At 73.5% G+C, this 21,583-nt stretch carries 25 protein-coding genes; 12 read left to right on the forward strand and 13 right to left on the reverse strand.

The features are described from left to right. The first annotated feature begins 51 nt into the window (after positions 1–51). Positions 52–1,179: a HupE/UreJ family protein gene (locus AB0J76_RS37445; protein ID WP_352326075.1), complete on the forward strand. Its 1,128-nt coding sequence runs from the start codon at positions 52–54 to the stop codon at positions 1,177–1,179. Here AB0J76_RS37445 and AB0J76_RS37450 read toward each other — a convergent pair. Further along, a complete protein-coding gene (locus tag AB0J76_RS37450; RefSeq protein WP_352326074.1) occupies positions 1,136–2,110 on the reverse strand; it encodes a hypothetical protein in 975 nt (324 codons plus the stop codon). The genes AB0J76_RS37445 and AB0J76_RS37450 overlap by 44 nt on opposite strands. 90 nt (positions 2,111–2,200) lie before the next feature. Here AB0J76_RS37450 and AB0J76_RS37455 point away from each other — a divergent pair, with 90 nt between their 5' ends. Continuing rightward, complete coding sequence (locus tag AB0J76_RS37455) at positions 2,201–2,653, forward strand: MarR family transcriptional regulator (RefSeq protein WP_352326073.1); 453 nt, start codon at positions 2,201–2,203, stop codon at positions 2,651–2,653. After that, positions 2,650–3,399 carry an SDR family oxidoreductase gene (locus tag AB0J76_RS37460; RefSeq protein WP_352326072.1) on the forward strand — a complete coding sequence of 250 codons (750 nt, stop codon included), beginning with the start codon at positions 2,650–2,652 and terminating at the stop codon, positions 3,397–3,399. The genes AB0J76_RS37455 and AB0J76_RS37460 overlap by 4 nt, the downstream gene beginning before the upstream one ends. 12 nt (positions 3,400–3,411) lie before the next feature. On the opposite strand, the gene AB0J76_RS37465 is transcribed toward AB0J76_RS37460, so the two are convergent. Next, complete coding sequence (locus AB0J76_RS37465; RefSeq protein ID WP_352326071.1) at positions 3,412–3,876, reverse strand: AAA family ATPase; 465 nt, start codon at positions 3,874–3,876, stop codon at positions 3,412–3,414. A gap of 83 nt (positions 3,877–3,959) precedes the next feature. On the opposite strand from AB0J76_RS37465, the gene AB0J76_RS37470 reads away from it, so the two are divergent. Both AB0J76_RS37470 and AB0J76_RS37475 read left to right on the forward strand, forming a co-directional pair. Then, positions 3,960–4,298, forward strand: a complete 339-nt coding sequence (locus AB0J76_RS37470) for a hypothetical protein (protein WP_352326070.1) — start codon at positions 3,960–3,962, stop codon at positions 4,296–4,298. Continuing rightward, positions 4,291–4,818 (forward strand): TetR/AcrR family transcriptional regulator, encoded by a 528-nt coding sequence (locus AB0J76_RS37475; protein WP_352326069.1) that lies wholly within the window; start codon positions 4,291–4,293, stop codon positions 4,816–4,818. Before AB0J76_RS37470 ends, AB0J76_RS37475 begins: the two co-directional genes overlap by 8 nt. A 15-nt stretch (positions 4,819–4,833) precedes the next feature. Here AB0J76_RS37475 and AB0J76_RS37480 read toward each other — a convergent pair whose 3' ends face one another. Next, positions 4,834–5,379, reverse strand: coding sequence for a helix-turn-helix domain-containing protein (locus AB0J76_RS37480; protein WP_352326068.1), 546 nt, complete (start codon positions 5,377–5,379; stop codon positions 4,834–4,836). 92 nt (positions 5,380–5,471) lie between these two features. On the opposite strand from AB0J76_RS37480, the gene AB0J76_RS37485 reads away from it, so the two are divergent. Then, entirely contained in the window at positions 5,472–6,395 is a 924-nt protein-coding gene (locus AB0J76_RS37485) for a TIGR03620 family F420-dependent LLM class oxidoreductase (RefSeq protein WP_352326067.1), read from the forward strand. Positions 6,396–6,450: 55 nt separating this feature from the next. On the opposite strand, the gene AB0J76_RS37490 is transcribed toward AB0J76_RS37485, so the two are convergent. Together AB0J76_RS37490 and AB0J76_RS37495 are read right to left on the reverse strand one after the other, a co-directional pair. Next, positions 6,451–7,023, reverse strand: a complete 573-nt coding sequence (locus AB0J76_RS37490) for a DUF1707 domain-containing protein (protein WP_352326066.1) — start codon at positions 7,021–7,023, stop codon at positions 6,451–6,453. A gap of 51 nt (positions 7,024–7,074) precedes the next feature. After that, complete coding sequence (locus AB0J76_RS37495) at positions 7,075–7,956, reverse strand: hypothetical protein (RefSeq protein ID WP_352326065.1); 882 nt, start codon at positions 7,954–7,956, stop codon at positions 7,075–7,077. An 87-nt stretch (positions 7,957–8,043) separates the two neighbouring features. On the opposite strand from AB0J76_RS37495, the gene AB0J76_RS37500 reads away from it, so the two are divergent. Further along, the gene (locus tag AB0J76_RS37500) at positions 8,044–8,220 is read left to right on the forward strand and encodes a DUF6203 family protein (protein ID WP_352326064.1); all 177 of its coding nucleotides are present in this window, start codon (positions 8,044–8,046) and stop codon (positions 8,218–8,220) included. Here the strand turns inward: AB0J76_RS37500 and AB0J76_RS37505 are convergent. The 3 genes from AB0J76_RS37505 to AB0J76_RS37515 are packed head-to-tail and all read right to left on the reverse strand — an operon-like array spanning position 8,217 to position 11,186. Beyond that, on the reverse strand, positions 8,217–8,915 hold the full coding sequence (locus tag AB0J76_RS37505; protein WP_364392406.1) for a phosphatase PAP2 family protein: 699 nt from the start codon (positions 8,913–8,915) through the stop codon (positions 8,217–8,219). The genes AB0J76_RS37500 and AB0J76_RS37505 overlap by 4 nt on opposite strands. Further along, a complete protein-coding gene (locus AB0J76_RS37510; RefSeq protein ID WP_352323517.1) occupies positions 8,902–9,627 on the reverse strand; it encodes a phosphatase PAP2 family protein in 726 nt (241 codons plus the stop codon). Before AB0J76_RS37510 ends, AB0J76_RS37505 begins: the two co-directional genes overlap by 14 nt. After that, positions 9,627–11,186 carry a phospholipase D family protein gene (locus AB0J76_RS37515; RefSeq protein ID WP_352323516.1) on the reverse strand — a complete coding sequence of 520 codons (1,560 nt, stop codon included), beginning with the start codon at positions 11,184–11,186 and terminating at the stop codon, positions 9,627–9,629. The genes AB0J76_RS37510 and AB0J76_RS37515 overlap by 1 nt, the downstream gene beginning before the upstream one ends. Positions 11,187–11,250: 64 nt before the next feature. Between AB0J76_RS37515 and AB0J76_RS37520 the strand changes: the two genes are divergently transcribed. After that, positions 11,251–12,129 (forward strand): diacylglycerol kinase family protein, encoded by an 879-nt coding sequence (locus tag AB0J76_RS37520; protein WP_352323514.1) that lies wholly within the window; start codon positions 11,251–11,253, stop codon positions 12,127–12,129. Here AB0J76_RS37520 and AB0J76_RS37525 read toward each other — a convergent pair. Next, positions 12,126–13,454: an MFS transporter gene (locus AB0J76_RS37525; RefSeq protein WP_352323513.1), complete on the reverse strand. Its 1,329-nt coding sequence runs from the start codon at positions 13,452–13,454 to the stop codon at positions 12,126–12,128. The two genes, AB0J76_RS37520 and AB0J76_RS37525, sit on opposite strands and share 4 nt — an antisense overlap. A 135-nt stretch (positions 13,455–13,589) precedes the next feature. Between AB0J76_RS37525 and AB0J76_RS37530 the strand changes: the two genes are divergently transcribed. Then, positions 13,590–15,089, forward strand: a complete 1,500-nt coding sequence (locus AB0J76_RS37530) for a cobyric acid synthase (protein ID WP_352323512.1) — start codon at positions 13,590–13,592, stop codon at positions 15,087–15,089. Here the strand turns inward: AB0J76_RS37530 and AB0J76_RS37535 are convergent. After that, positions 15,059–16,108, reverse strand: a complete 1,050-nt coding sequence (locus AB0J76_RS37535) for a 1-acyl-sn-glycerol-3-phosphate acyltransferase (protein ID WP_352323511.1) — start codon at positions 16,106–16,108, stop codon at positions 15,059–15,061. The genes AB0J76_RS37530 and AB0J76_RS37535 overlap by 31 nt on opposite strands. Positions 16,109–16,148: 40 nt before the next feature. Further along, the gene (locus AB0J76_RS37540) at positions 16,149–16,961 is read right to left on the reverse strand and encodes a patatin-like phospholipase family protein (RefSeq protein WP_352323510.1); all 813 of its coding nucleotides are present in this window, start codon (positions 16,959–16,961) and stop codon (positions 16,149–16,151) included. A 163-nt stretch (positions 16,962–17,124) separates the two neighbouring features. Here AB0J76_RS37540 and AB0J76_RS37545 point away from each other — a divergent pair, with 163 nt between their 5' ends. The 3 genes from AB0J76_RS37545 to AB0J76_RS37555 are packed head-to-tail and all read left to right on the forward strand — an operon-like array spanning position 17,125 to position 19,818. After that, positions 17,125–18,036, forward strand: coding sequence for an ABC transporter ATP-binding protein (locus tag AB0J76_RS37545; protein ID WP_352323509.1), 912 nt, complete (start codon positions 17,125–17,127; stop codon positions 18,034–18,036). Continuing rightward, positions 18,014–18,805, forward strand: coding sequence for an ABC transporter permease subunit (locus tag AB0J76_RS37550; protein ID WP_352323508.1), 792 nt, complete (start codon positions 18,014–18,016; stop codon positions 18,803–18,805). The genes AB0J76_RS37545 and AB0J76_RS37550 overlap by 23 nt, the downstream gene beginning before the upstream one ends. Continuing rightward, a complete protein-coding gene (locus AB0J76_RS37555; protein ID WP_352323507.1) occupies positions 18,805–19,818 on the forward strand; it encodes a helix-turn-helix domain-containing protein in 1,014 nt (337 codons plus the stop codon). Before AB0J76_RS37550 ends, AB0J76_RS37555 begins: the two co-directional genes overlap by 1 nt. Here AB0J76_RS37555 and AB0J76_RS37560 read toward each other — a convergent pair. Together AB0J76_RS37560 and AB0J76_RS37565 are read right to left on the reverse strand one after the other, a co-directional pair. Further along, complete coding sequence (locus AB0J76_RS37560; RefSeq protein ID WP_352323506.1) at positions 19,809–20,429, reverse strand: LysE family translocator; 621 nt, start codon at positions 20,427–20,429, stop codon at positions 19,809–19,811. The two genes, AB0J76_RS37555 and AB0J76_RS37560, sit on opposite strands and share 10 nt — an antisense overlap. Before the next feature lie 17 nt (positions 20,430–20,446). Further along, a complete protein-coding gene (locus AB0J76_RS37565) occupies positions 20,447–21,394 on the reverse strand; it encodes a quinone oxidoreductase (RefSeq protein ID WP_352323505.1) in 948 nt (315 codons plus the stop codon). Positions 21,395–21,583 lie beyond the last annotated feature (189 nt).

The raw sequence follows: 21,583 nt of genomic DNA on the forward strand, positions 1-21,583 counted from the left end.
GGGCCCGCGCCCGGGGCGGCGCCCTTCCCCCTGATCCTGGAGACCCGAGACATGCCTCGCTGGCGCTGGCCGTACGCCGTCGTCCTGGCCGTCATCCTCTGCGCGGCGCTGGCCGACCTGCTGCATCCCGCCCCGGCGGCGGCGCACGACGCGACCACGAAGGCCCACGCCGAGGTGACCGGCACGGCCACCGACGTCAGGGTCGTGCTCGACCTGGAGTACGACCTGCTGATGAAGTCCGCCTGGCTCTATGCCGAGGCGTACGAGGCCGTGGAGCGGGCCGAGCAGCTGCGGCAGCTCGCGGTCAACCGCGACGCCGTGTTCGGCTACGTCACCCGCCGCTTCGCCGTCGCCCGCGCCGGCCGGCCGTGCGTCCCCCGGCAGGTGGGCGGGGCGGACGTGCACCCGCGCGGCAAGGCCGCCTTCGCCACGCTGACCCTCGCCTACGCCTGCCCGGCGGTGGACGGCGGCGAGCACACGATCTCCAGCGCCCTGTTCCCCGACGCCGAGACCTTCGTCCACAGCACCCAGACGCTCCTGCGCTACGACCTCGCCGGCGAGCGGGGGTCGGCCGTCCTGACCGCCGCGAGCCCGACCCTGCGCCTGGCCGAACGGGCGGCGGCCGGCCAGGTCGGGGAGTTCTTCCTGCTCGGCGTCGAGCACCTCGTGCTCGGGCTGGACCACGTCTTCTTCCTGCTCACCCTGATCATCGGCGCCCGCGGCGCGCGTGACGTCGTGGTCACCGCCTCGGCCTTCACGGTCGCCCACAGCATCACGTTCCTGCTGGCCGCCATGGGCGTGGTGGCCGTGCCGGCGGCGGTGGTCGAGCCGGTGATCGCCGCCTCGATCGTCGTCGTCGCGCTGGCGAACCTGCTGGGCCGCGACCGGCCGGGAGCCTGGCGGCTGCCCGTCGTCTTCGCCTTCGGACTGGTGCACGGGCTGGGGTTCGCGGGCGCGCTCGACATCCGCGAGAGCGGGTCGTGGGAGCTGCTGCTGTCGCTGCTGAGCTTCAACGTCGGGATCGAGGTGACCCAGCTCGCGATCATCGCGGTGCTCTTCCCGCTGCTCGTGCTGCTGCGGCGGACGGCCGCGGCCCGCTGGACGGTGGCCGCGGTGTCGCTGTCCATCGTGGCGGTCAGCCTGTACTGGTTCCTCGACCGGATCCCGCTCCCGCTCTGAGCGCCCACAGGCGGCCGGCTCCCCAGGCGAGCAGGGCCAGCACGCCGGCCAGCAGGTATTCGATGGCCGGGATCCTGATCGCCTCGTTCGTGCCGGCCAGGTCGCCGCGCAGGGCGTACACGGCGAGCAGGGCCGCCGCGTAGCAGCCGGTCAGCGCCCAGCGGACGGCGCGGGACAGGCCCAGGCCGTGCATCTGGGTGATCACGAAGACGCCGAGGAAGCCGAACAGGAACATCGGCCACAATCCGTCCGGGCCCGAGGTCATGACGGCCACCAGGGTGCCGTGGACCACGACGGCCAGCTCCAGCGTCACCGTCCAGTAGCGGTTGGTGTGCGCCCTGGTGAGGAAGAGGCTGCCCTGGAGCAGCAGCAGGAACATGTAGAAGAAGCCGATCAGGTGGCCGGGCGTGGACTCGGCCGGGTGGTACCAGAAGGTGTAGACCGCCGCCCAGCTGAACAGGTAGCCGTGGTAGCGGCGGGCGAAGTCGACGATCTCCCGCCTGATGGGCGCGGGCCTGCCGAGGAACAGGCCGCGCCGCCGGTTCTCCATGATCAGGACGACGACCAGCAGGAGGACGACCGAGCCCTGGGAGCTGTAGATCGACACGTCCTGGGCCAGGCCGTCGTAGAACAGCTGGGTCTGGACGGTGTGCAGGGCGACGAACCCGGCGTTCACCGCCAGCGCGACGACGTTGACCGGGTGGAGGCCGGCGGAGTAGCGGCGGACCCGGGTCTGGGCGTGGTGGATGAGCCACCAGAACACGAGCTGGTGGGCGGCGTAACCGGCCCAGGCCGACAGCCTGGTCCACACGGTGGGCTCGGGCAGTTTCCAGTAGTACCAGGACGCGCCCTGGTCGGGCAGCAGCACGACGTCGTCCAGCCACCGGCCCAGGAACCAGATCAGGCCGGTCAGGACGGCGCTCGCGACCACCCCCGCGAGGAGTACCGTCTCGGGGCGGATCGCGGCTAACGTTTTCTTTCCACGATGGAATACTTCCACGATAGAAATATAAGGGGTGACATGACGGCCTACGACCTGATGGTCCTCATCCGCCGGCTCAACGTGGAGAGCGACCGGTTCGTGGAGGGCTTCGCGGTCGGGCACCGGCTGCACAGGACCGACATGAACGCCCTGGTGGTCATCCTCGACGCCCACCTCGCCGGCCGGCCGCTCTCGCCCGGCGGGCTGGGGGCCGCGCTGAACCTCTCGGCCCCCGCCACGACCGCCCTCCTCGGCCGGCTGGAGCAGGCCGGCCACGTCGTGCGGCGGCGCGACGAGGGCGACCGCCGCAGGGTCGAGGTCGTTCTGAACGAGCAGGCCGTCGAGCTGGCGGGCGCGTTCTTCGCGCCGCTCGTCCGGCGCCTCACCGCGGCGATCGACGCCTTCACCCCGGCGGAGCGGGAGGTCGTCGGCAGGTTCCTCGCGGACGCGATCGAGGCGACCGTGGCGGCCAGGAAGGAGCACGAGGCGTGAGCGCGTCCCGGTCGATCGTGATCACCGGCGGCACCCGCGGGCTCGGTCTCGGCCTCGCCCGCTCGCTGACCGCCCTCGGCCACCGGGTCGCCGTGTGCGGCACCGACCCGGACCGCGTGGCCGCGGCGGGGGCCGAGCTCGGCGGGCCGGCCGTCGTGGCCGACGTCGCCGACCGCGCCCGCCTCCAGGAGCTCTGGGACGAGGCCGTACGGCGGCACGGCCGGGTGGACATCTGGGTCAACAACGCCGGCATCTCCCACGACCGCCTCCCGTTGTGGCGGCTGCCCGCCGCCGAGGCCCGCGCGGTGACCGAGGTCAACCTGCTGGGCACGGTCAACGGCTGCGCGGTGGCGGTGGCGGGCATGGCGGCGCAGGACGGCGGCGGCCACGTCTGGAACATGGAGGGGCTGGGCGGCGACGGCCGCACGGTGCCCGGACTCGCCGTCTACGGCGCCACCAAGCGGGCCGTGACGTACCTGACCAGGGCGCTGGCCAAGGAGGCCCCCGACGGGGTGACGGCGGGCCTGCTCAGCCCCGGCATGGTGCTCACCGACCTGCTGACGCACGGCTACTCCCAGGCGGAGCGGCAACGCTCGGCCCGCATCTTCGCGATCCTCGCCGACCCGGTGGAGACGGTGGCGCCGTGGCTGGCCGAACGGGTGGTCGGCCGGGCGCGGAACGGCGCCCACGTGCGCTGGCTGACCCCCGCCAAGATCGCCTACCGCTTCGCCACCCGCCGTCCCTGAGCCGGCGTCGGTTCAGCCGTCCTGTCTGCGGACGAGGAAGCCGCCGCGGCCGTCGAACTCCACCGCGTACACCGCGTCGAAGCCGTCGGCGGCGCGCGGCCGGCGCAGCCGTCTGAGCGTGGCGAAGACGCCCACCTCGGGGACCCGGGCCCGGCCCGTGCGTTCGGCGTTGCGCTGGAGCGAGGCCTTGACGTTGGGCGGGAACCAGTAGGCCACCACCCGCGCGCCGTGCTCGCGGCCGGCCACGATGAGCGGCTGCCACTCCTCGGGCGAGGCGTTGGTGTTGTCCACGGCCACGTTCCGGTCCTCCTCCAGCGCCTCGCGGATCAGCCGGAGCTGGCGGTGCTGACGGCGGCGCGCGTTGGGGAAGTCGTCCTTGCTCACGTGCGCGTGCGTGGTGGCCAGGCAGCGCCGGTAGAAGGTGGACTTGCCGGAGGCCTGCAGGCCGATGAGGACGGCCACCTCCCGATCGATCATGGTTCCACCTTATTTGCTCCTGGACAGGCTAACGTCGTTAGCCTAGAGTCTGGCTAACAGCGTTAGCTTCTGGGGAGGGCATCATGACCGCGGTGACCGTCAGGCGAGTGGCCGGCCGTTCAGGGTGGGCGGCGCTCGCCGCCTTCTGCCTGGCGTTCCTCGTCTTCGAGGTGGCCAAGCACGGCGGCGCCACGCCGGTCAGCTCGGCGTTGTTCGTGCTGGCGCCGTACGCGACCAGGTTCGGCGGGCCGGCGGTGGTGCACGACCTCGCCCACCGTCCGTGGATCCCGCTGGCCGTCCTGGTCGGCTACTCGGTCTCGCCGCTGGGCTGGGTGCCGGTCTTCACGGCGGGGCTGGCCTGGCTGACGTACGTCGCGGTCGCCCGTCTCCTCGGGCACGGTCCGCGGAGCGCGCGTGGCTGAGCTGTCGTCGCGCGCGGGACAGATCGTCGCGGCGGCGCGGGAGCTGGTCGAGGAGGGCGGGGCGGAGGCGCTGACCATGCGCGCGCTGGCCGCGCGGCTCGGGATCCGCGCGCCCTCGCTCTACAAGCACTTTCCCGACAAGTCCGCCGTGGAGGCCGAACTCATCGCCATCGCCCTCGGCGAACTGGCCGCCGCCCTCGAACGCGCCGAGCACGACAGCGGCGGGGGCGGGCTGGCGGTGCTCGGGCGGGCCTATCGGGCGTACGCGCTGGGCCATCCGCATCTGTACCGGCTGATGAGCGCGGGGGCGCTGCCGCGGGACCTGCTGCCCGCCGGGGTGGAGGAGCGGGCGGCGCTGCCGCTGGTGCGGATCGTGCGGGGCGAGGCCGCCGCCCGCGCGGTCTGGGGGCTGGCCCACGGGCTGGTCATGCTCGAACTCGACGGCCGTTTCCCGCCCGGCGCCGACATCGAGGCCGCCTGGACCGCCGGGATGTCCGCGTTCACGACGGCGGCCCGCTGACGGGCCGTACGGGCTTCAGGGACGGGGGTGCAGGCCGTCCAGGGTGAGGGTGAGGAGGCGGTCGGCGCGGGCCGGGTCGGGGGTGGCCTGGGCGATGCCCGCCGCCAGCTCGACCAGGTCGGCGACCTCGACGTCCGCCCGCACAGCCCCCGCCTCCTGGGCGGGCAGCAGCAGCCGGGTGGCGGCGGCGCGCAACATCGCCCAGCAGTCGACCCCCGCCCCGTCCTGCGTGAGCATCATCCGGGCCCCGAGCCCCCGGTCGGTCATGGCGTGCGCGACCAGCGACCGCAGCCAGGCCACCAGCGCCTCGCCGGGCGGCAGCGTCCGGCCCGCCTCCTCCGCCCGCGCGCACAGCCGGGTCAGCCGCCCCTCGAACACGGCCGCGAGCAGCGCCTCGCGGGTGGGGAAGTGCCGGTAGAGCGTGCCCGCCCCGACGCCGGCCCGTCTGGCGATCTCGTTGAGCGAGGCGTCGGGCCCCTCCTCGGCGACCACGGCGATGGCCGCCGTCACCAGTTGCTCGTAGTTGCGGCGCGCGTCGGCGCGCATGGCCCGTGCCGGCACTGGACACTCCCGCGGGTTGAATCGGAGAACGTCTCCGATTATAGTCCCCGACGTAACCGGAGAAGCTCTCCGCATAGACGGGACGGTGACCCATGACCGACGACGTCCACCACCACGACGGACCCCGCCTGGGCAAGGTGGGCCTGTGGACGTTCGCCCTCGAGGCCCACCCCGCCGGGGTGGCGCAAGAGGCCGCGGCCGAGATCGAGGAGCTGGGGTACGGCGCCCTGTGGTTCGGCGAGGGGTTCGGCCGCGACTCGGTGAGCCAGTCGTGGCTGCTGCTCTCGGCGACCAGCCGGATCACGGTGGCCGCCGGCATCGCCAACATCGCCCTGCGCGACCCGATCGCGATGGCCGCCGCCGAACGGGCGCTCAACGAGGCCCACCCCGGCCGGTATCTCCTCGGCCTCGGCGGCCACCGCATCAGCGACGAGCCGATCCAGATGGACGGCTACCAGATCCCCAGCCTGGGCCGGGCGGTGACCACGATGGGCGGCTACCTCGACGCCATGGACGCCGTCCCGCTGGGCTCGGCGGCCCCGGCGCACGCGCCGCGCCGCGTGCTGGCCGCGCTCGGCCCGAAGATGCTGGGCCTGGCGGCGCGGCGGACGCTCGGCGCCCACACGTACTTCGTGCCCGTCGAGCACACCGCGCGGGCCAGGGAGGCGATGGGCCCCGGCGCGTTGCTGGCCGTCGAGCAGGCCGTCGTGCTGCACCGGGACCCGGCCAGGGCCCGCGAGCTGGCCACGGAGCACGTCTCCTTCTACCGCACCGGGGCGCCCCACCAGGCCGCCAGCCTGCGCAGGCTCGGCTTCGGCGAGGACGAGATCGAGCACGGCAGCGACCGGCTGGTGGACGCGATCGTGGCCCACGGCGACGCGGCGGCGATCGAGAAGCGCGTACGGGCCCACCTCGACGCGGGCGCCGACCACGTGTGCCTCCAGGTCCTCACCGACGACCCCGGCGACCTGCCCCTCCCGGAGTGGCGCGAGCTCGCCGCCCTGACCTCCCTGTGACGACCACGCCCAGGCCCGGACGGCGGCCCGCCGTCGGCACGGCGGGAGAGGGTGTTCAGCCGGTCATGGAGGGCCGGTAGCGGATCCAGATGTCGCCTCGGCTGTGGCCGGAGAGGCGGAGGACCACCGCGTCGGCGGCGGGCGGTTCGACCGGTTTGTTGTGGACCCGCCCGAGCCCGGGGGAGACCACCTCGTCGGCGCGCACCCGCCAGCCGTGCGGCACCTTCAGATGCAGGTCGCCGAACCACGAGGTGATCGCCACCTGCACCAGCACCTCGGGATGGGGACACTCGGCGGCCAGGAAGTCGAGCTTCGCGGTGCCCCACACGCCGAGCCGGACGTCGATGCGCGGCGGCACCACCCACCGCCCGGTCCTGCTCACCCGCCAGTGCTCGGTGTGCATCGCCAGCACGTCGGAGGCGGAGGCGGCGGCGGGGACGGGGGAGAGAGCGGGCAGGTCGGCGACGAGGGCGCCGAGCTCGCCGACCGTCCTGGCGGCGTACGCGCGGTCGATGCGCTCGTGCAACTCGTCGAGGCTGATGCGGCCTTCGGCGACCGCCTGCCGCAGCCTGTCGGCCACCTGGTCGCGGTCGTGGTCGCCGGCCCGGATGTCGGCGTCGTCCGTCATGGCGACCACTCTAAGGATCATCGGGCGCGCGGGCCATGCGCGCGGGCCCGGTCAGTCCGCGGCGGCCCGGTAGCCGGTGGCGCGGAACAGGAAGGAGGCCCAGGACCGGTAGGGCCGCCACGACTCGGCGAGCCTGCGGTAGGCGCCCGCGGGGGCGTCCTCGGGCAGCCCGTACGCCTCGCGCAGGATGCCGAACAGCCGGGGTTCTTCGCCGGGGAACGCGTCGGGCGCGCCGGCTCCGCGGATCAGGATCAGCCCGGCCGAGAACGGCCCCACGCCGGGCAGCGCCCGCAGTTCGGCCAGGGCGTCCTCGGGGGTGAGCGAGCGCAGGTGCTCGGTGGTGAGCACGCCGTCGAGCGCCGCCTGCGCCAGGCCGCGCAGCCACTCCTCCTTCTGCGCGGGCAGGCCGAGACCGCCCGCGTCCACCAGGCTCACGGGCGGCGGGAACGCCTGGTACGCCTGCCCGTCCACGGTGACGGCGGCGCCGTACCGGTCGGCGATGCGCTGCTTGACGCGCGAGGCAATGAGCATCGACGAGCGCTGCACGATCACCGCCCAGCAGGCCGCCTCCCACGGGCTCCAGAAGCACACCGGCCGCAGCCCCGGGCGGTCCCGCTGCACGTCGCCGAGCACCGGGTCGGCTTCGCCGAGTCGGGCGAAGCCGGTGCCGTCCACGTCGAGGGACAGGATGCGCGCGATCTCGCCCCGGATCGCCGGGCCGGGGGCGCGGGTGGTGGTGACGGCGACGCCGCCCGGCGCGGCGGTCACGCTCACCCCGATCGGCAGCCAGTCGGACTCGGCGCAGTAGGCGAAGCGCAGCGTCCGGCCGTCGGAGGGCAGCGCGCTGGTGGCGGGCCAGTCCTCGACGAAGCGCAGCGCGGCGCCGAAGTCGAACGGGCCCTTCGCGGTGAGCGTGAATCCGTGCGTGGTCATGGGCCGTATGGTAGGCGCCGCGGCGGCATGGTCCCTGGTGGGGCCGGGCTTTCGCATCACGGGGCCCGGTGGGGGCAGCGGGCGGGCATGAGGAAGTTCATGAAGATCTTCGTGGCGCGCTGGCTGGCCCGTACCCCGTGGGGGCTGGCGATCATGGCCGCCGCCTACCTGCTCGGACGGCGGAGGAGGCGGGCCGGGCGGCCCGCCGGACGGCCGACCGGCCGCCGGCGGGCGCGCCGCGAGCCCGCCCACCACCGGCGCTAGTCCCGGACGGAGGCGGGACGCCGGCGGTCGCCCTCCGCGGCCGCCGGCCGTCGGTCCCAGGTGCGGTAGAGGATGGACCGCGCGGCCACCACCACGCAGAACACCCCGAGCAGCAGCCCCCACGTCACGTCCGAGAAGAAGTGCATGCCGCGGTAGAGCCGGGAGAAGGCGACGATCAGCGGGGCGGCGATCCCGATCGTCCAGATCACCACCTGCAGGGCCCGGTTGCGCACGTGCGTCGTCAGCACCAGCGCCAGCCCGCAGTAGAACGCGACGGCGGCGCTGACGTGCCCCGAGGGGAAGCTGGACGTGGGCGGCGCGGGGTCGAGGTGGGGCACCGGCGGACGGCTGCGGCCGACGGGCTCGGTGGTGGCCAGGAAGACCAGCGACTGGCCCCAGACCGCCGCGATCATGAAGATCGACTCCCGCCAGCGCTTGTAGACCAGCCGGAACAGGACCACCGCCACCGCCGTGAACGCCACGACGTAGGGCGTGTCCGACAGGCTGGTGCCGTAGTCGGTGAGCGTGTTCCACAGCGACGTGCGGATCGAGGCGAAGTCCTTGCTCACGGCCACGTCGCCGGGCTGCGGGACGCCGACGATGAGCAGCCCCATGCCGTACGTGACGGCGCCCATCAGCACCAGAGGTAACACCAGCGACAACGCGTAGTACCGGACATGCTCAGCTCTGCTCATCGGGCACCTTCACCGGTTCGGGTTCCATACCTTCGGTCAGCGGCGCGGTGGGCCGGCGGCCCGTGTCGCGCCGCCACGTCTCGAACGCCGCCGCGGTCGCGGCGATCACCGCCACGCCCAGCACGATCCCCGCCACGACGTCGCTCACCCAGTGCACGCCGAGGGCGATCCTGGTGAAGCCCACCGAGACCACCACGAAACAGGCCAGCACCCAGGCGAGCCGGCGCCCCCACCGGGGCAGCATCGGCAGCAGGAGCAGGGTGACGACCCCGGCCCCGAGCGTCACGTTGACCGCGTGGCCGGAGGGGAAGGAGTCGCCGGGCGCCAGCGCGACGGGGTCGGGCAGGTGCGGCCGCACCCGCGCGACGAGGATCTTGAGGCCGAGCCCGATCAGGCCGCCCGCGGTCACGGTCGTGATCGCCCACAGGGCCAGCCTGCGCCTGCCGCGCACCAGCAGCCAGACCGTGAACGCCGCCACCGCGACGCGCCACGGCCACGGCCCGAACAGGTCGGTCCAGACGATCAGCACCCGGGTCACGCCGGGATGGGCGAGCGCGTACTCGTGCAGTTCGCGGGCCACCCCGGCGTCGAGCCGGTTGAGCGGCATCTTGGCCACGACGAGCAGCAGGGAGAAGGGGATCATGATGAGCGCGACGGCGAGCGCCGCGACCGTCATCCGTGGTCCCAGCCTGTCGAGCAGGAATGTCTTCATCAGAACCTCCGCGATCTGCGCAGCTCCGGCGGCCGGCCGTCGGGGTCGACGGCGAACCGGTAGAGCGGCATGGCCATCGCCCTGCGCACCCGGGACAACGTGGGGGCCGGGTGGGGGCGTAACCGGCCGGACGGGCGCGGGCCCCGGCAGCCGGCCGAGTGCCAGGCCTCCAGCCGGGCCGCCGACTCGGCGAACGCGTCGAACGCGGCGACCGGGTCGCACAGCTCGTCCCGGCCGGACTCCGACTCCTCGTCCAGGTGCTCGGCCATGAGCGCCAGCCGCAGGTCGCGGGCGAACCGCAGGGCGCCGTGCGGCGGCCTCGGGTCCTCCCGCTCGTCCAGGACGGCGCAGCTCAGCTCCGAGTCGTAGGTCCATGAGCGCAGGTTGACGTTGTCCGACCCGACCGACGCCCACACGTCGTCCACCACGCACACCTTGGCGTGCACGTAGACGGGGGTGCCCTGGTGGTTCTCCAGGTCGTAGATCGCGACCCGGTCGCCGCCGGCCCGCATCAGCCGGTCCAGCGCCTCGACCCGGCCGATCAGGCTCGCCGGGCCGGCCAGCCAGCCGTCCTGGTCGGGGTGGCGCGGCACCACGATGATCATGCGCAGCTCCGGCTCGCGCTCCAGCGCCTGGGCGAACGGCTCGATCACGTCCGTGGACCACAGGTACTGGTCCTCCAGGTACACCAGCGACCTGGCCCTGCCGAGCACCTTGTGGTAGGCGTGCGCGATGCTGCGCTCGCCGTCCGGCGCGAACGGGTACGCGCTGTGCCGGGCCGGGTAGGTGCGCAGGAGCTGCACGTGGTGCGTGCCCGCGCGCGGGGGCGGCGGGCCCGGCTCGGGCAGCGGGGGAGCGTCGTCCAGCTTGCTGAAGTGGTCGCGCAGGCGGCGCAGCGGGTCCCTGGTCTCGGGGGCCGGGTCCTCCCAGCGTTCGCAGAAGGTCTTCTCCACCTCGGCGACCGCCGGCCCGTGGATGGCGAGCTGGATGTCGTGCCAGGGCGGGCGGGGGCCGTACACGTCGGGCATCGGGCAGGACTGCGGGTCACCCAGGTGCTCGGCGTCGTCGCGGCGGCTGTGGCACAGGTCGATGCCGCCGACGAAGGCCACGTCCGCCGAGGGGTCGCGGTCGTGGCGGAGGATGACGAACTTCTGGTGGTGGGAGCCGCCCGGCTTGGTCCGGGTGTCCAGCAGCGCCTGCCCGTGCGCGTTCTCGATCTTCTCGCCCAGGTGGCGGTTCTCGGCCGCGCTGAACCGCAGGCGGTCCAGGTGGGAGCGCCAGATGAGGCCCCTGACGATGGCGCCGCGCTCGGCCGCGGCCCCGAGGGCGGCGCTCACCGTGGGGCCGTCGTCGGTCAGCCGCTCGTCGGGGTCGCCGCGCCAGTCGGCGAACAGCAGCAGGTCGTCCTTGCCCAGCGCTTCCAGACAGGTCTTCAGCTCCGCGAAGTACGTGGCGCCGTGGATCAGCGGCCGTACGTCGTTGCCGCTGGACCACGCGTCGAGGCCGGTCGCCCGGTTGTCGCGTTCCTCCTCGGTGAGGAACCAGTCCTGGATGCGCATTCGGCCACCGCTACCCGCATGAAAGCCCTTAATAACCCGGTCAAGGCCGGGTAGTGAGGGAGGAGTGTCCCCCACTATCGCGGTTGTCGCACATCAGAAGAAGATCCTCGGCGCCGGCCTGGACCGGCTGCGCGTGCTGCTCACCGAGCGGGACGTCGGCGAGCTGATCTGGCACGAGGTGCCCAAGAGCAAGAAGGCGCCCAAGAAGGTGCGCAAGGCGCTCAAGGCGGGCGCGGAGCTGGTGTTCGTCTGGGGCGGTGACGGCATGGTGCAACGCTGCGCCGACGCCATGGCCGGCTCCGGCGTGCCGATGGCGATCCTGCCCGCCGGGACGGCGAACCTGTTCGCCGGCAACCTGGGCATCCCCACCGATCTGGAGGAGTCCGTACGGATCGGCTTCGAGGGCCGCCGTGCCGAGCTGGACCTCGGGGTGCTCAACGGCGAGCACTTCGCGGTCATGGCCGGCGCCGGGTTCGAGGCCGAGATGATCGCCGAGGCCGACGGCAAGGCCAAGCGGAAGTTCGGCAAGCTGAGCTACGTCAAGGCCGCCGTCCGGCACGTCGGCGGGCCGCTGGTGCCGATGACGGTCAAGGTCGACGGGTCCACCTGGTTCGAGGGGGAGGCGAGCTGCCTGCTGCTCGGCAATGTGGGCACGATCGCCGGCGGGGTCGAGGCGTTCGACGACGCCCGGCCCGACGACGGCTGGCTGGAGGTCGGGCTCTCCACGGCCAAGGGGCCGATCCAGTGGGCCCGGGTGATGGGCAAGATGGCCGCCGGACGGTCGGAGGACTCGCCGTTCGTGCGCATCACCCGGGCGCGCAAGGTGTCGGCCCGGTTCGGCTCGCCGATGACGTACGAGCTGGACGGCGGCGACCGCGAGGCCACCACCAAGATCAAGGCGAAGGTGGCCCCGGGCGCGCTGACCGTCTGCCTGCCGTCCTAGCCGGCGCGGGCGGCGTCCATGACCCGTCCGGCGTCGCGCTCGAAGGAGGCGCGGGCGCCGAGCGTCAGGAGGCCGCCCACGATCATGGGGACGACCAGCAGGTACATGCCGCCGATCAGCGAGCCGAACCGGTCGGAGGCGATGCCGACGACGAGCGAGCCGAACGCCCCGGCCGCCGTGATGAGCAGTTGCAGGACGGCGAAGCCGAGACCGCGCGCGGCGGCCGGGACGACGTCGGCCAGGCAGGCCGTCATGTTCGGGATCGCGATGGACATGAGCGAGCAGGCCAGCAGGACCAGCGCGGTCATCGGGCCGATCGAGTCCATGGCCAGCGCGCCGGCCAGCACGGCCGCGCCCGCCGTGATGCCGCCGCCGCCGGCCAGCAGCCTGCCGCCCTTGCGGGTGCCGTGCCACCTGCGGCCGAGCCAGGAGCCGACCAGGGTGCCGGCCAGCGTCCCGGCGATGGTGATCAGGCCGCTCAGCGAGCCGGCGGCGCCGACGCCGACGCCGTACTCGCGGACCATGAGCGTGGGCAGCCAGTAGAAGATCCCGGCCAGGCCGAGGGTGAGCAGGCCCAGCCCGACGCAGACGAACAGCAGCGTCGGGATGCGGATGACCTGCCCGAACTGCTGCCAGAAGGGCGCCTTGGGCGCCGCGGCGCCCGCGGACGATCCGGCGCTCTCGACGGGGGCTCCGGCGACCATCCGGTCCAGGTCGCCGCGGCCCGGCTCGCGCAGGAACCAGACGAGCACCGCTGTGAGCACGCCGGGCACCACCATCACCAGGAACGCGGTGCGCCAGGAGAACACCTCGGCCAGCACGCCGCCCAGCAGCGTGCCGATGCCGCCGAGGTAGGTCGTGACGCGGGTCAGTCCGTACGCCTTGGCCCGGCTGACCGGCGGGTAGTAGTCGGCGAGCAGGCTGCCGGCCGCCGGGTTGTCGATGTTCTCGGCCGCCGCGAGCAGCACCCGCATCAGGTAGAACATCACGAAGCCGGTGGCCAGGCCCGAGCCGAGCGTGGCGACGGCCCACAGCAGCACGACCACCGCGATGATCCGCGTGCGGCTGAACCGGTCGGCCAGGAAGCCCGCCGGCAGGGAGACGATCGCGGCGGCCAGCGCCGCGGCGGTCGGGATCGAGCCCGCGGCGGTGTCGCTGAAGCCCCACTCCTTCTGGACGAGCGGCAGCACCCCCGACAGCAGGTTGTACTCCATGCGGTCCACGAGCCCGACGATGAAGAGCACGACCAGCGGCGCCCAGCCGAACGGCGCCCTGGTCCCCGCGTCGATGACGCCGGCACGCGGCGAACCCAACGTCCTGACCATGCCCACCCTTCCCGTAGGAAAATCTAGAATGCTGTTCTAGGCGAACGTTCTAGCCAGAGTGGCAGAAGTCACACGATTCGTAAATGGGCGGTTTCTGGGAAATTTCGCAGTTTGGGGCTCATGTACGGTGATCGCATGAATGCTGGGCAGGTCACGGGCGCGATGCTGGTCGCCGGCACCACCTCCGACGCGGGCAAGAGCGTGGTCACCGCCGGGATCTGCCGCTGGCTGGCCCGCCAGGGCGTGCGCGTGGCGCCCTTCAAGGCCCAGAACATGTCGCTCAACTCCTACGTCACCGCCGGCGGCGCCGAGATCGGCCGCGCCCAGGCCATGCAGGCCCAGGCCGCCGGGCTGGAACCGGTCGCCGACATGAACCCCGTCCTGCTCAAGCCGGGCAGCGACCGCCGCAGCCAGGTCGTGCTCCTCGGCGAGCCCGTCGCGGACGTGGACGCCATGGAGTACGGCGCGCTGAAGGACCTCCTGCGGACCACCGCCCTGGCGTCCCTGGAACGGCTGCGGGCCCAGTACGACGTGGTGATCTGCGAGGGCGCCGGCAGCCCCGCGGAGATCAACCTGCGCCGCGGCGACATCGCGAACATGGGCCTGGCCAGGGCCGCCGGGCTGCCCGTCGTCGTGGTCGGCGACATCGACAGGGGCGGCGTGTTCGCCGCCTTCCACGGCACGGTCGCGCTGCTGGACGCGGCCGACCAGGCCCTCGTCTCAGGGTTCGTGGTCAACAAGTTCCGGGGCGCCCGCGAGCTGCTCGAACCCGGCCTCGACATGATCAGGAAGCTCACCGGCCGGTCGGTGTACGGCGTGCTGCCCTGGCTCGACGGCCTCTGGCTGGACGTCGAGGACTCCCTCGCGCTGGACAACCGCCGGGTCGCGACCGGCCGGCCGCTGGGCAGGCAGACGTTGCGCGTGGCGGTCGTCCGGCTGCCCCGGATCTCCAACTTCACCGACCTGGACGCCCTCGCCGCCGAGCCCGGCGTGCTGGTGCGCTTCGTGACCGACCCGGTCGAGCTGGACGACGCCGACCTGGTGGTGCTGCCGGGCTCGCGGGCCACGGTCGAGGACCTGGCCTGGCTGCGGCGCACCGGCCTGGCCGACGCCCTGCTCGCGCGGCGCGGGCCCGTCCTCGGGATCTGCGGCGGGTTCCAGATGCTCGGCCGGGAGATCGTGGACGAGGTCGAGTCGCGGGCGGGCCGGGTGGACGGGCTCGGGCTGCTGCCGGTGCGCGTCGAGTTCGCGCCGGACAAGCGGCTCGCCCGGCCGGTCGGACGGGCCTACGGGCAGCCGGTCAGCGCGTACGAGATCCACCACGGCCGGGCGACCGTCGAGGGCGGCGAGCCCTTCCTGGACGGCTGCCGCGCCGGCGACGTGTGGGGCACCACCTGGCACGGCGCCCTGGAGAACGACGCCTTCCGCCGGGCCTTCCTGGCCGACGTCGCCGAACGCGCCGGGCGCGCCTTCGTCCCCGCCCCGGACACCGACTTCGGCCGCCTGCGCGAGGCCCGCCTCGACGCCCTGGGCGATCTGGTCGAGCAGCACCTGGACACCGACGCCCTGCTCGGCCTGCTGCGCGACGGCCCCGCCCCCGTGCCCTACCTGCCGCCGGGCGCCCCCTCGGCCTGATCCCGCCGGGAACGCTCGGCCTCGGCGGTGATCCAGGCGTCGATCTCCTCCCAGTGCGAGTACAGCCAGCGGACCTGGCTCTCCCGGTCGTCCCTGGGCACCTCGGCCGCCGGCACCCGCCACCACCTGGCCGTGATCCGCGCCGCGTACGGCAGCCTGCGCCACACGTCGCCGATCGTGACCAGGTCGTCCAGGCCGGTGTGCGCGACGAAGACCACGTCGGCCTCCGGGCAGGCGGTGATCGCGGCGATGGCCCCGCCCGGCTTGGGCGGCAGCAGGTGGGTCATGCCGCGCGCCCGCTCCGCCTCCTCGGCCAGGCCCTTGTCCTCCAGCCGGCGGATCGCCAGCCGCCGCCGGCGCGGGGTGAAGTTGCCGCCCTCGGGGAAGATCACCAGCGCGTCGCGGTCGTCCATGGTGGCCGACAGCCGCCGGATCTCCTCGATCACCCGCCCGCGGCCGGACCGCCGCGGCACGAAGGCGTTCGGCAGGCGGTTGACCACGACGTCGAGCGACGGGTCGTACTGGAGGGCGGCCTTCATGACGATCCGCGGGTGCCGCCGGTACACCGCCAGCAGGTGATAGATCAGCAGGAAGGAGTCGCCCGGCCCGGCGTGCCGGGACAGCACCACGATCGGGCGGCTCAGCCGGGCGGCGCGCTCCTGCGGGGTCGGCGCGGGCTCCTCGACGTCCACGGTCAGCCGGAAGATCCGCACCGCCGCCGCGTACACCTTGGCCAGGAACCAGCGGATCAGCGCGTAGTGCCGCTCCTGGCGCCGGGCCCGCCCGAACGCCCCCGACAACCACAGCCCGAGGCAGGCGATGAGCACCGCCGACTCCAGCGTCAGCCAGGCCGCGCCGAACCAGACGAACCGCAGCCCCCTGCGCTGCGGCGGCGGCAGCCGCAAGGACGCCGCGAACGTGACCAGCAGCCACAGCGGCAACGTCACCAGCACCACCACCGTGACCACGACGACGAGCGGAGCCAGGACGATCCGGCGCACGATACGCGGTGGGAACAACGGCGCCTCCCCGAGGTCTGCCTTCCCTGAGGTCCTCCCTTCATCCTCCTCTTGTCCGCAGGTAGCGGGAAGAAGCCTGGTACGCCCGCTCGATGTAGGCGGAGATCTGGGACAGGTCGCGGTAGCGCAGGGTGGACAGCGGCGCGGCGACCCCGGCCGGCAGCACGTGCACCTCCACCCCCGGCGGCAACGTGGCCATCTCCTCGGCGAACCGGTGGCGGCGCGCGATCTCGAACGCCACCATCCCCACCTCCCAGAACCGCCGGGGCGCCGTCAGCGGCCGCTCGATCCGGCCGACGTGCAGCACGTAGACCCGCCTGGCCCCCAGCTGCACGGCCCGGCCGACCGGGATGCTGTGCACCAGCCCGCCGTCGAAGAAGTGCTCCCCGCCGATCTTCACGGGCGGCAGCAGCCCCGGCACCGCGCACGACGCCAGCACCGCCTCCACCAGCGGCCCGCTGGCGAACCAGTGGGCCGCGGCGCGCTCGACCGACGCCGCCACGCACTGGAACGGCACCGCCAGCTCCTCGATCAGCTCCGTGCGCACCGCCGCGGCCAGCACCTCCCGCAGGGGACCGTTGGGGTGCAGGTGGGTGCCGGTCCTGGCCAGCGTGGACAGCCGCGTCACCCACGACCCGGCGAACGCCGTGCGCACGACGTCGGACCGCCACAACGAGGTCAGCCGGTCGACCGCCCGCGCCGGGTCGGCGGCGATGAGCGCGCCGTTGAGCGCCCCCACCGACGTGCCGACGACCACGTCGGGCCGGATGCCGAAGTCGTCGAGCGCCTGGAGCATGCCCACCTCGTGAGCACCCAGCACGCCACCGCCACCGAGCACGAACGCCGTCTCCACGTTCCTCACCCTGCCCAATTCACGGCGCCCATGTCACGGTGCCCATGTCACGGGCCCCTTGCCCGCGGCCCATTCTCGTTGCCGTGTCCCGGAAGGGAACCGGCCGGGACGCTGCCGACTTCGGCCAGTGACCCCGCCGCCGCCCCGGCGGGACGATTCCGGCATGACAGCAGTGGTACAGGCCGAAGGGCTGACCAAGTACTACGGCGGGCGGCGCGGGCTCGAAGACCTCACGCTGGAGATCCGGCCCGGCGAGATCTTCGGCTACCTCGGGCCCAACGGCGCCGGCAAGACCACCACGATCAGGCTGCTCCTCGACGTGATCAGGCCCACCCGCGGCACGGTCCGCGTGTTCGGCCACGACCCGCGCGCCGCCGCCACCCGAGCCCGCATCGGCTACCTGCCCGGCGAGCTGGCGCTCGAAGGCCGCGACCGGGCCCGCGACTACCTGGCCTTCCTCGGCCGCGTGCGCGGCGGGGTGCCGGGCAGCCGCATCGAGGAGCTGGCCGAACGGTTCGACGCCGACCTGTCGGTGCCGATGCGCAAGCTCTCCAAGGGCAACAAGCAGAAGGTCGGGCTGATCCAGGCGTTCATGCACGAGCCGGAGTTCCTCATCCTCGACGAGCCGACCAGCGGGCTCGACCCGCTCGTCCAGCAGGAGTTCCTGGCCATGGTCCGGGAGGTGCGGGCGGCCGGCCGGACCGTGCTCATGTCCTCGCACGTGCTGGCCGAGGTGGAGAGCGTCTCCGACCGGGTCGGCATCGTCCGCGCGGGCCGCCTGGTGACCGTGGAGAACGTGGCCGCGCTGCGCGAGAAGGCCGTACGCCGGATGGAGCTGCACTTCGACGCCCCGGTGCCGGCGTCGGCGTTCGAGCGCCTGCCGGGGGTGCGCGACCTGCGCGTGGAGGGCGCCAGCGTCCGGTGCACGATCGACGGCCGCCCGGACGCCCTGGTCAAGGCCGCCGCCCGGTTCACCGTCGTGCACCTGGTCAGCGCCGAGCCCGACCTGGAAGAGATCTTCCTGACCTACTACAGCGAGGAGGACCGGCACCATGATCACCAAGAGTCTGCGTGACCACCGCCGGGCCCTGATCTGGTGGACCGTCGGCATCAGCGCGTTCATGGCCCTCTACATCAGCATCTTCCGGAGCGTCAGCCAGGACCCGAGGACGTTCAACCAGCAGGCCCTGGCCAAGTACCCCGGCCCGCTCAGGGACCTCATGGGCGGCATGCCCGACCTGGCGCTCGGCGTCAACTTCCTGCAGACGGTCGTCTACCAGCTCTTCGTCCCGATGTTGTTCGTCGTGCTCGCCACCATGATGGCCAACCGGGCGATCGCCCAGCCGGAGGAGGCCGGGACGCTGGAGCTCGTCGTCACGCTGCCGGTGGACCGCAAGCGGCTGGTGCTCCAGCGGTTCTGCGCGCTGGCGCTGGCGCTGCTGGCGGTGTTCGCCGTGACGCTGGCCGTGGCGTGGGCGGCCGGTGACGCGGCCGAGCTCGGGGTGCCGTTCGACCGCGTCCTGGCCGCGCACGTCGGGGTGCTGCTGCTCGCGCTGTTCTTCGGGACCGTGGCCCTGACCGTGGGCGCGGTGACCGGCCGCAGGATGATCGCCTCGGCCGTCGTCGGCGTGTGGGTGGCGGCCGGGTACATCGTCGTCACGCTCGGCCGCGGCGTGGCGGCCATCGCCTGGCTGAAGTGGCTCTCGCCGTTCCACTACTACGCCGAGGGCCGGCCGCTCTATGAGGGCCTGCCGGTCGGGGACTACCTTGTGCTGGCGGGAGCGACGGCAGTGCTCGTGCTCACCGCGATCCTGTCCTTCGACAGGCGTGACGTAGGAGTGTGATGGTGCTCTCCAGGATGCCCGCCGACCTGCTCGGCGGGCATCGTCAGGTGCTGGCCGGGGCGGCCGCCGGGCGTCCGCCCTCGCGGGCGGCGCTCGACGCCTGCCGCGCCGACGGCACGCGCGCCGCCGAACAGGGCGTCCCGCTGCGCACGCTGGTCGACGGCGCGCTCGCCGCCGCCGAGGGGCTGCCGGACGTGCTGCCCGCGCTGCGCAGGGCCGTCTCGGCGCTCATGGAGGGGTACGAGCTGGCCCAGCTCGCCGCCCTCAGGGGCGAGGAGACGGCCCGCAGGGAGTTCGTGGACGACCTGCTCCAGGGACGGGCCGAGCGGCTGGCCGAACGGGCCGAGCACTTCGGCCTCCGGCTGGCCGAGTCGTACGTGGTGGCCGCCGCCCGCGGGCTGCGCGACGGGGACCAGGACCGCATCGAGCGCGACCTGATCGCCCGGTTCGGCTCGCACAACGTGCTGGTGGCGGTGCGCGAGGGGCTGCTGGTGTGCGTCGTGCCCGCCACGCTGCCCGCCGCCGTGGGGGAGTTCACCCATCACGTACGCGCCCGCTTCCCGGCCGGGTGGCGGGTCGGCGTGGGACGGCCGCACCGCGGGCCGGGCGGCGTCGTGACCTCCTTCAGGGAGGCGGCCGGCGCACTGGAGCTGGCCGACGCGCTGCGGCTCACGCTCGACGTGGTCAAGGCCGCCGACCTGCTGGTCTTCCCCGTGCTGCTGCGCGACCGCGGCGCGATCGAGGACCTGGTGACCAGCGTGCTGAGCCCGCTGCTGCACGCCAGGGGCGGACACGAGCCGCTGGTCGAGACGCTGGAGGCGGTCTTCGCCGCGCACGGCAACCAGGCGGCGGCCGCCCGCAGGCTGCGGATCAGCCCGCGGGCGGTGACGTACCGGCTGGAACGCATCCGCCGGCTGACCGGCTTCTCACCCGACGACCCCACCCAGCGCTTCACCCTGGAGACCGCGGTCCTGGGCGCGCGGCTGCTGGACTGGCCGTGGGATCAGTCGTGAAGGGCGAGCCGGAGCCCGAACCCGACGATGACCACGCCGGTCACCCGGTCGAGGATCCGCCGTACCTGGGCCGACCGCAGGACGTCGCTCATCAGCGAGGCGAACCCGATCAGCACCGCGCTCCACGCCAGCCCCTCGGCCACGTGCACCCCGGCCAGCAGCAGCCCCATCGCCGCGTGCGGCGCGCCGGCCGGGATGAAGTGCGGCAACATCGCCACGTAGAACGCCCCGACCTTGGGATTGAGCAGGTTCGTGAGCAGGCCGCGCCGGAACCCCTTGCCGAAGCCGAACGCCCGCTGCCCGTCCTCCTCCTCGCCCGCCCGCGCCTTGGCGAGGAGCATGCGCACCCCCATCCACACCAGGTACGCCGCCCCCGCCCAGCGCAGGACGTCGTAGGCGAACCGCGAGGCCGCCAGCAGCGCCGACAGCCCCGCCGCGGTGAGCACGCCCCAGACCAGCGTGCCGAGCTGGATGCCCAGCACCACCCCCCAGGCCGCCCGCCTGCCGGTGAGCAGCGACGTGCGCAGGGTGAGAGCCGTGTCGAGCCCCGGCGTGATCGTCAGGAGCGCGACGACGGCAGCGAACGACCAGACCGCCGAAGTGATGTCCACAAGGGGCGAGCGTAGCGCTAGGGAATCAACAGCAACTTTCCGGTCGTACGCCGGGCGGCCAGGTCCTCGTGGGCCCGTCGCGCCTCGGCCAGCGGGTAACGCTCGGACACGCTGATCCTGAGCTGGCCGGAGGAGATCCAGCCGAACAGGTCGGCGGCCCGCCAGAGCAGCTCCTCCCGCTCGGCGACGTAATGGACGAGCGTGGGCCTGGTCAGGAAGAGCGAGCCGGCGCGGTTGAGCACCTGCGGATCGAACGGCGGGACCGGGCCGCTGGCCGCGCCGTAGAGGGCCATGAGCCCGCGCGGGCGCAGCGCCTCCAGGCCGCCGTCGAACGTCGTTTTGCCGACGCCGTCGTAGACGACGTGGATCCGGCCGCGCAACGTGTCGGCGAACTCGTCGTAGCCCAGCACCTCGTCCGCCCCGGCCGCGCGGGCCAGCTTCTCCTTCTCCGGCGTGGAGACCGTGCTGTAGACCTTGGCGCCGCGCAGCTTGGCGACCTGGATCAGCAGCTGGCCCATGCCGCCGGCGCCGGCGTGCACCAGCACCTGGTCGCCCTCCTTGACCTGGTACGTCGAGTGGGTGAGGTAGTGGGCGGTCATGCCCTGGAGCATCGCCGCCGCCGCCAGCTCGGCGGACACGCCGTCGGGCACCGGCACCAGCCGGTCGGCCGGCACCACGGCCTTCTCCGCGTAGCTTCCCAGCACGCCGGCCCACGCCACGGTGTCGCCGACGGTCAGCCCGTCCACCCCCGGGCCGACGGCCGAGACCACCCCGGCGCCCTCGGACCCGATCGGGGTCGGCACCGGCAGCGGGTAGGCGCCGGAACGGTGGTAGATGTCGATGAAGTTGACCCCGCTGGCCGCGACGTCGACCACGACCTCCCCGTCACCCGGCGCCGGATCGGGACGCTCGACGTATTCGAGAACCTCTGGACCGCCCTGGGCGGAGACGATGATGGCATGCATACCCCCAGTCAACTCCGCCCCGGCCGCCCCCCGCCACCCCGCCCCCACCACACCGCCAGCAGGCCCCGGGGCCGGCATCACCCGCCACGCCCACCGGCCCCCACCCCCGCAGCTCACGGGCCGACCGCACCCGCCACCGGCCGGACGGGGCCGCTACCGGCCGGACGGGGCCACCACCGGCTGGGCGCG

The organism is Nonomuraea sp. NPDC049624 (assembly GCF_040675255.1).
Lineage (GTDB): Bacteria > Actinomycetota > Actinomycetes > Streptosporangiales > Streptosporangiaceae > Nonomuraea.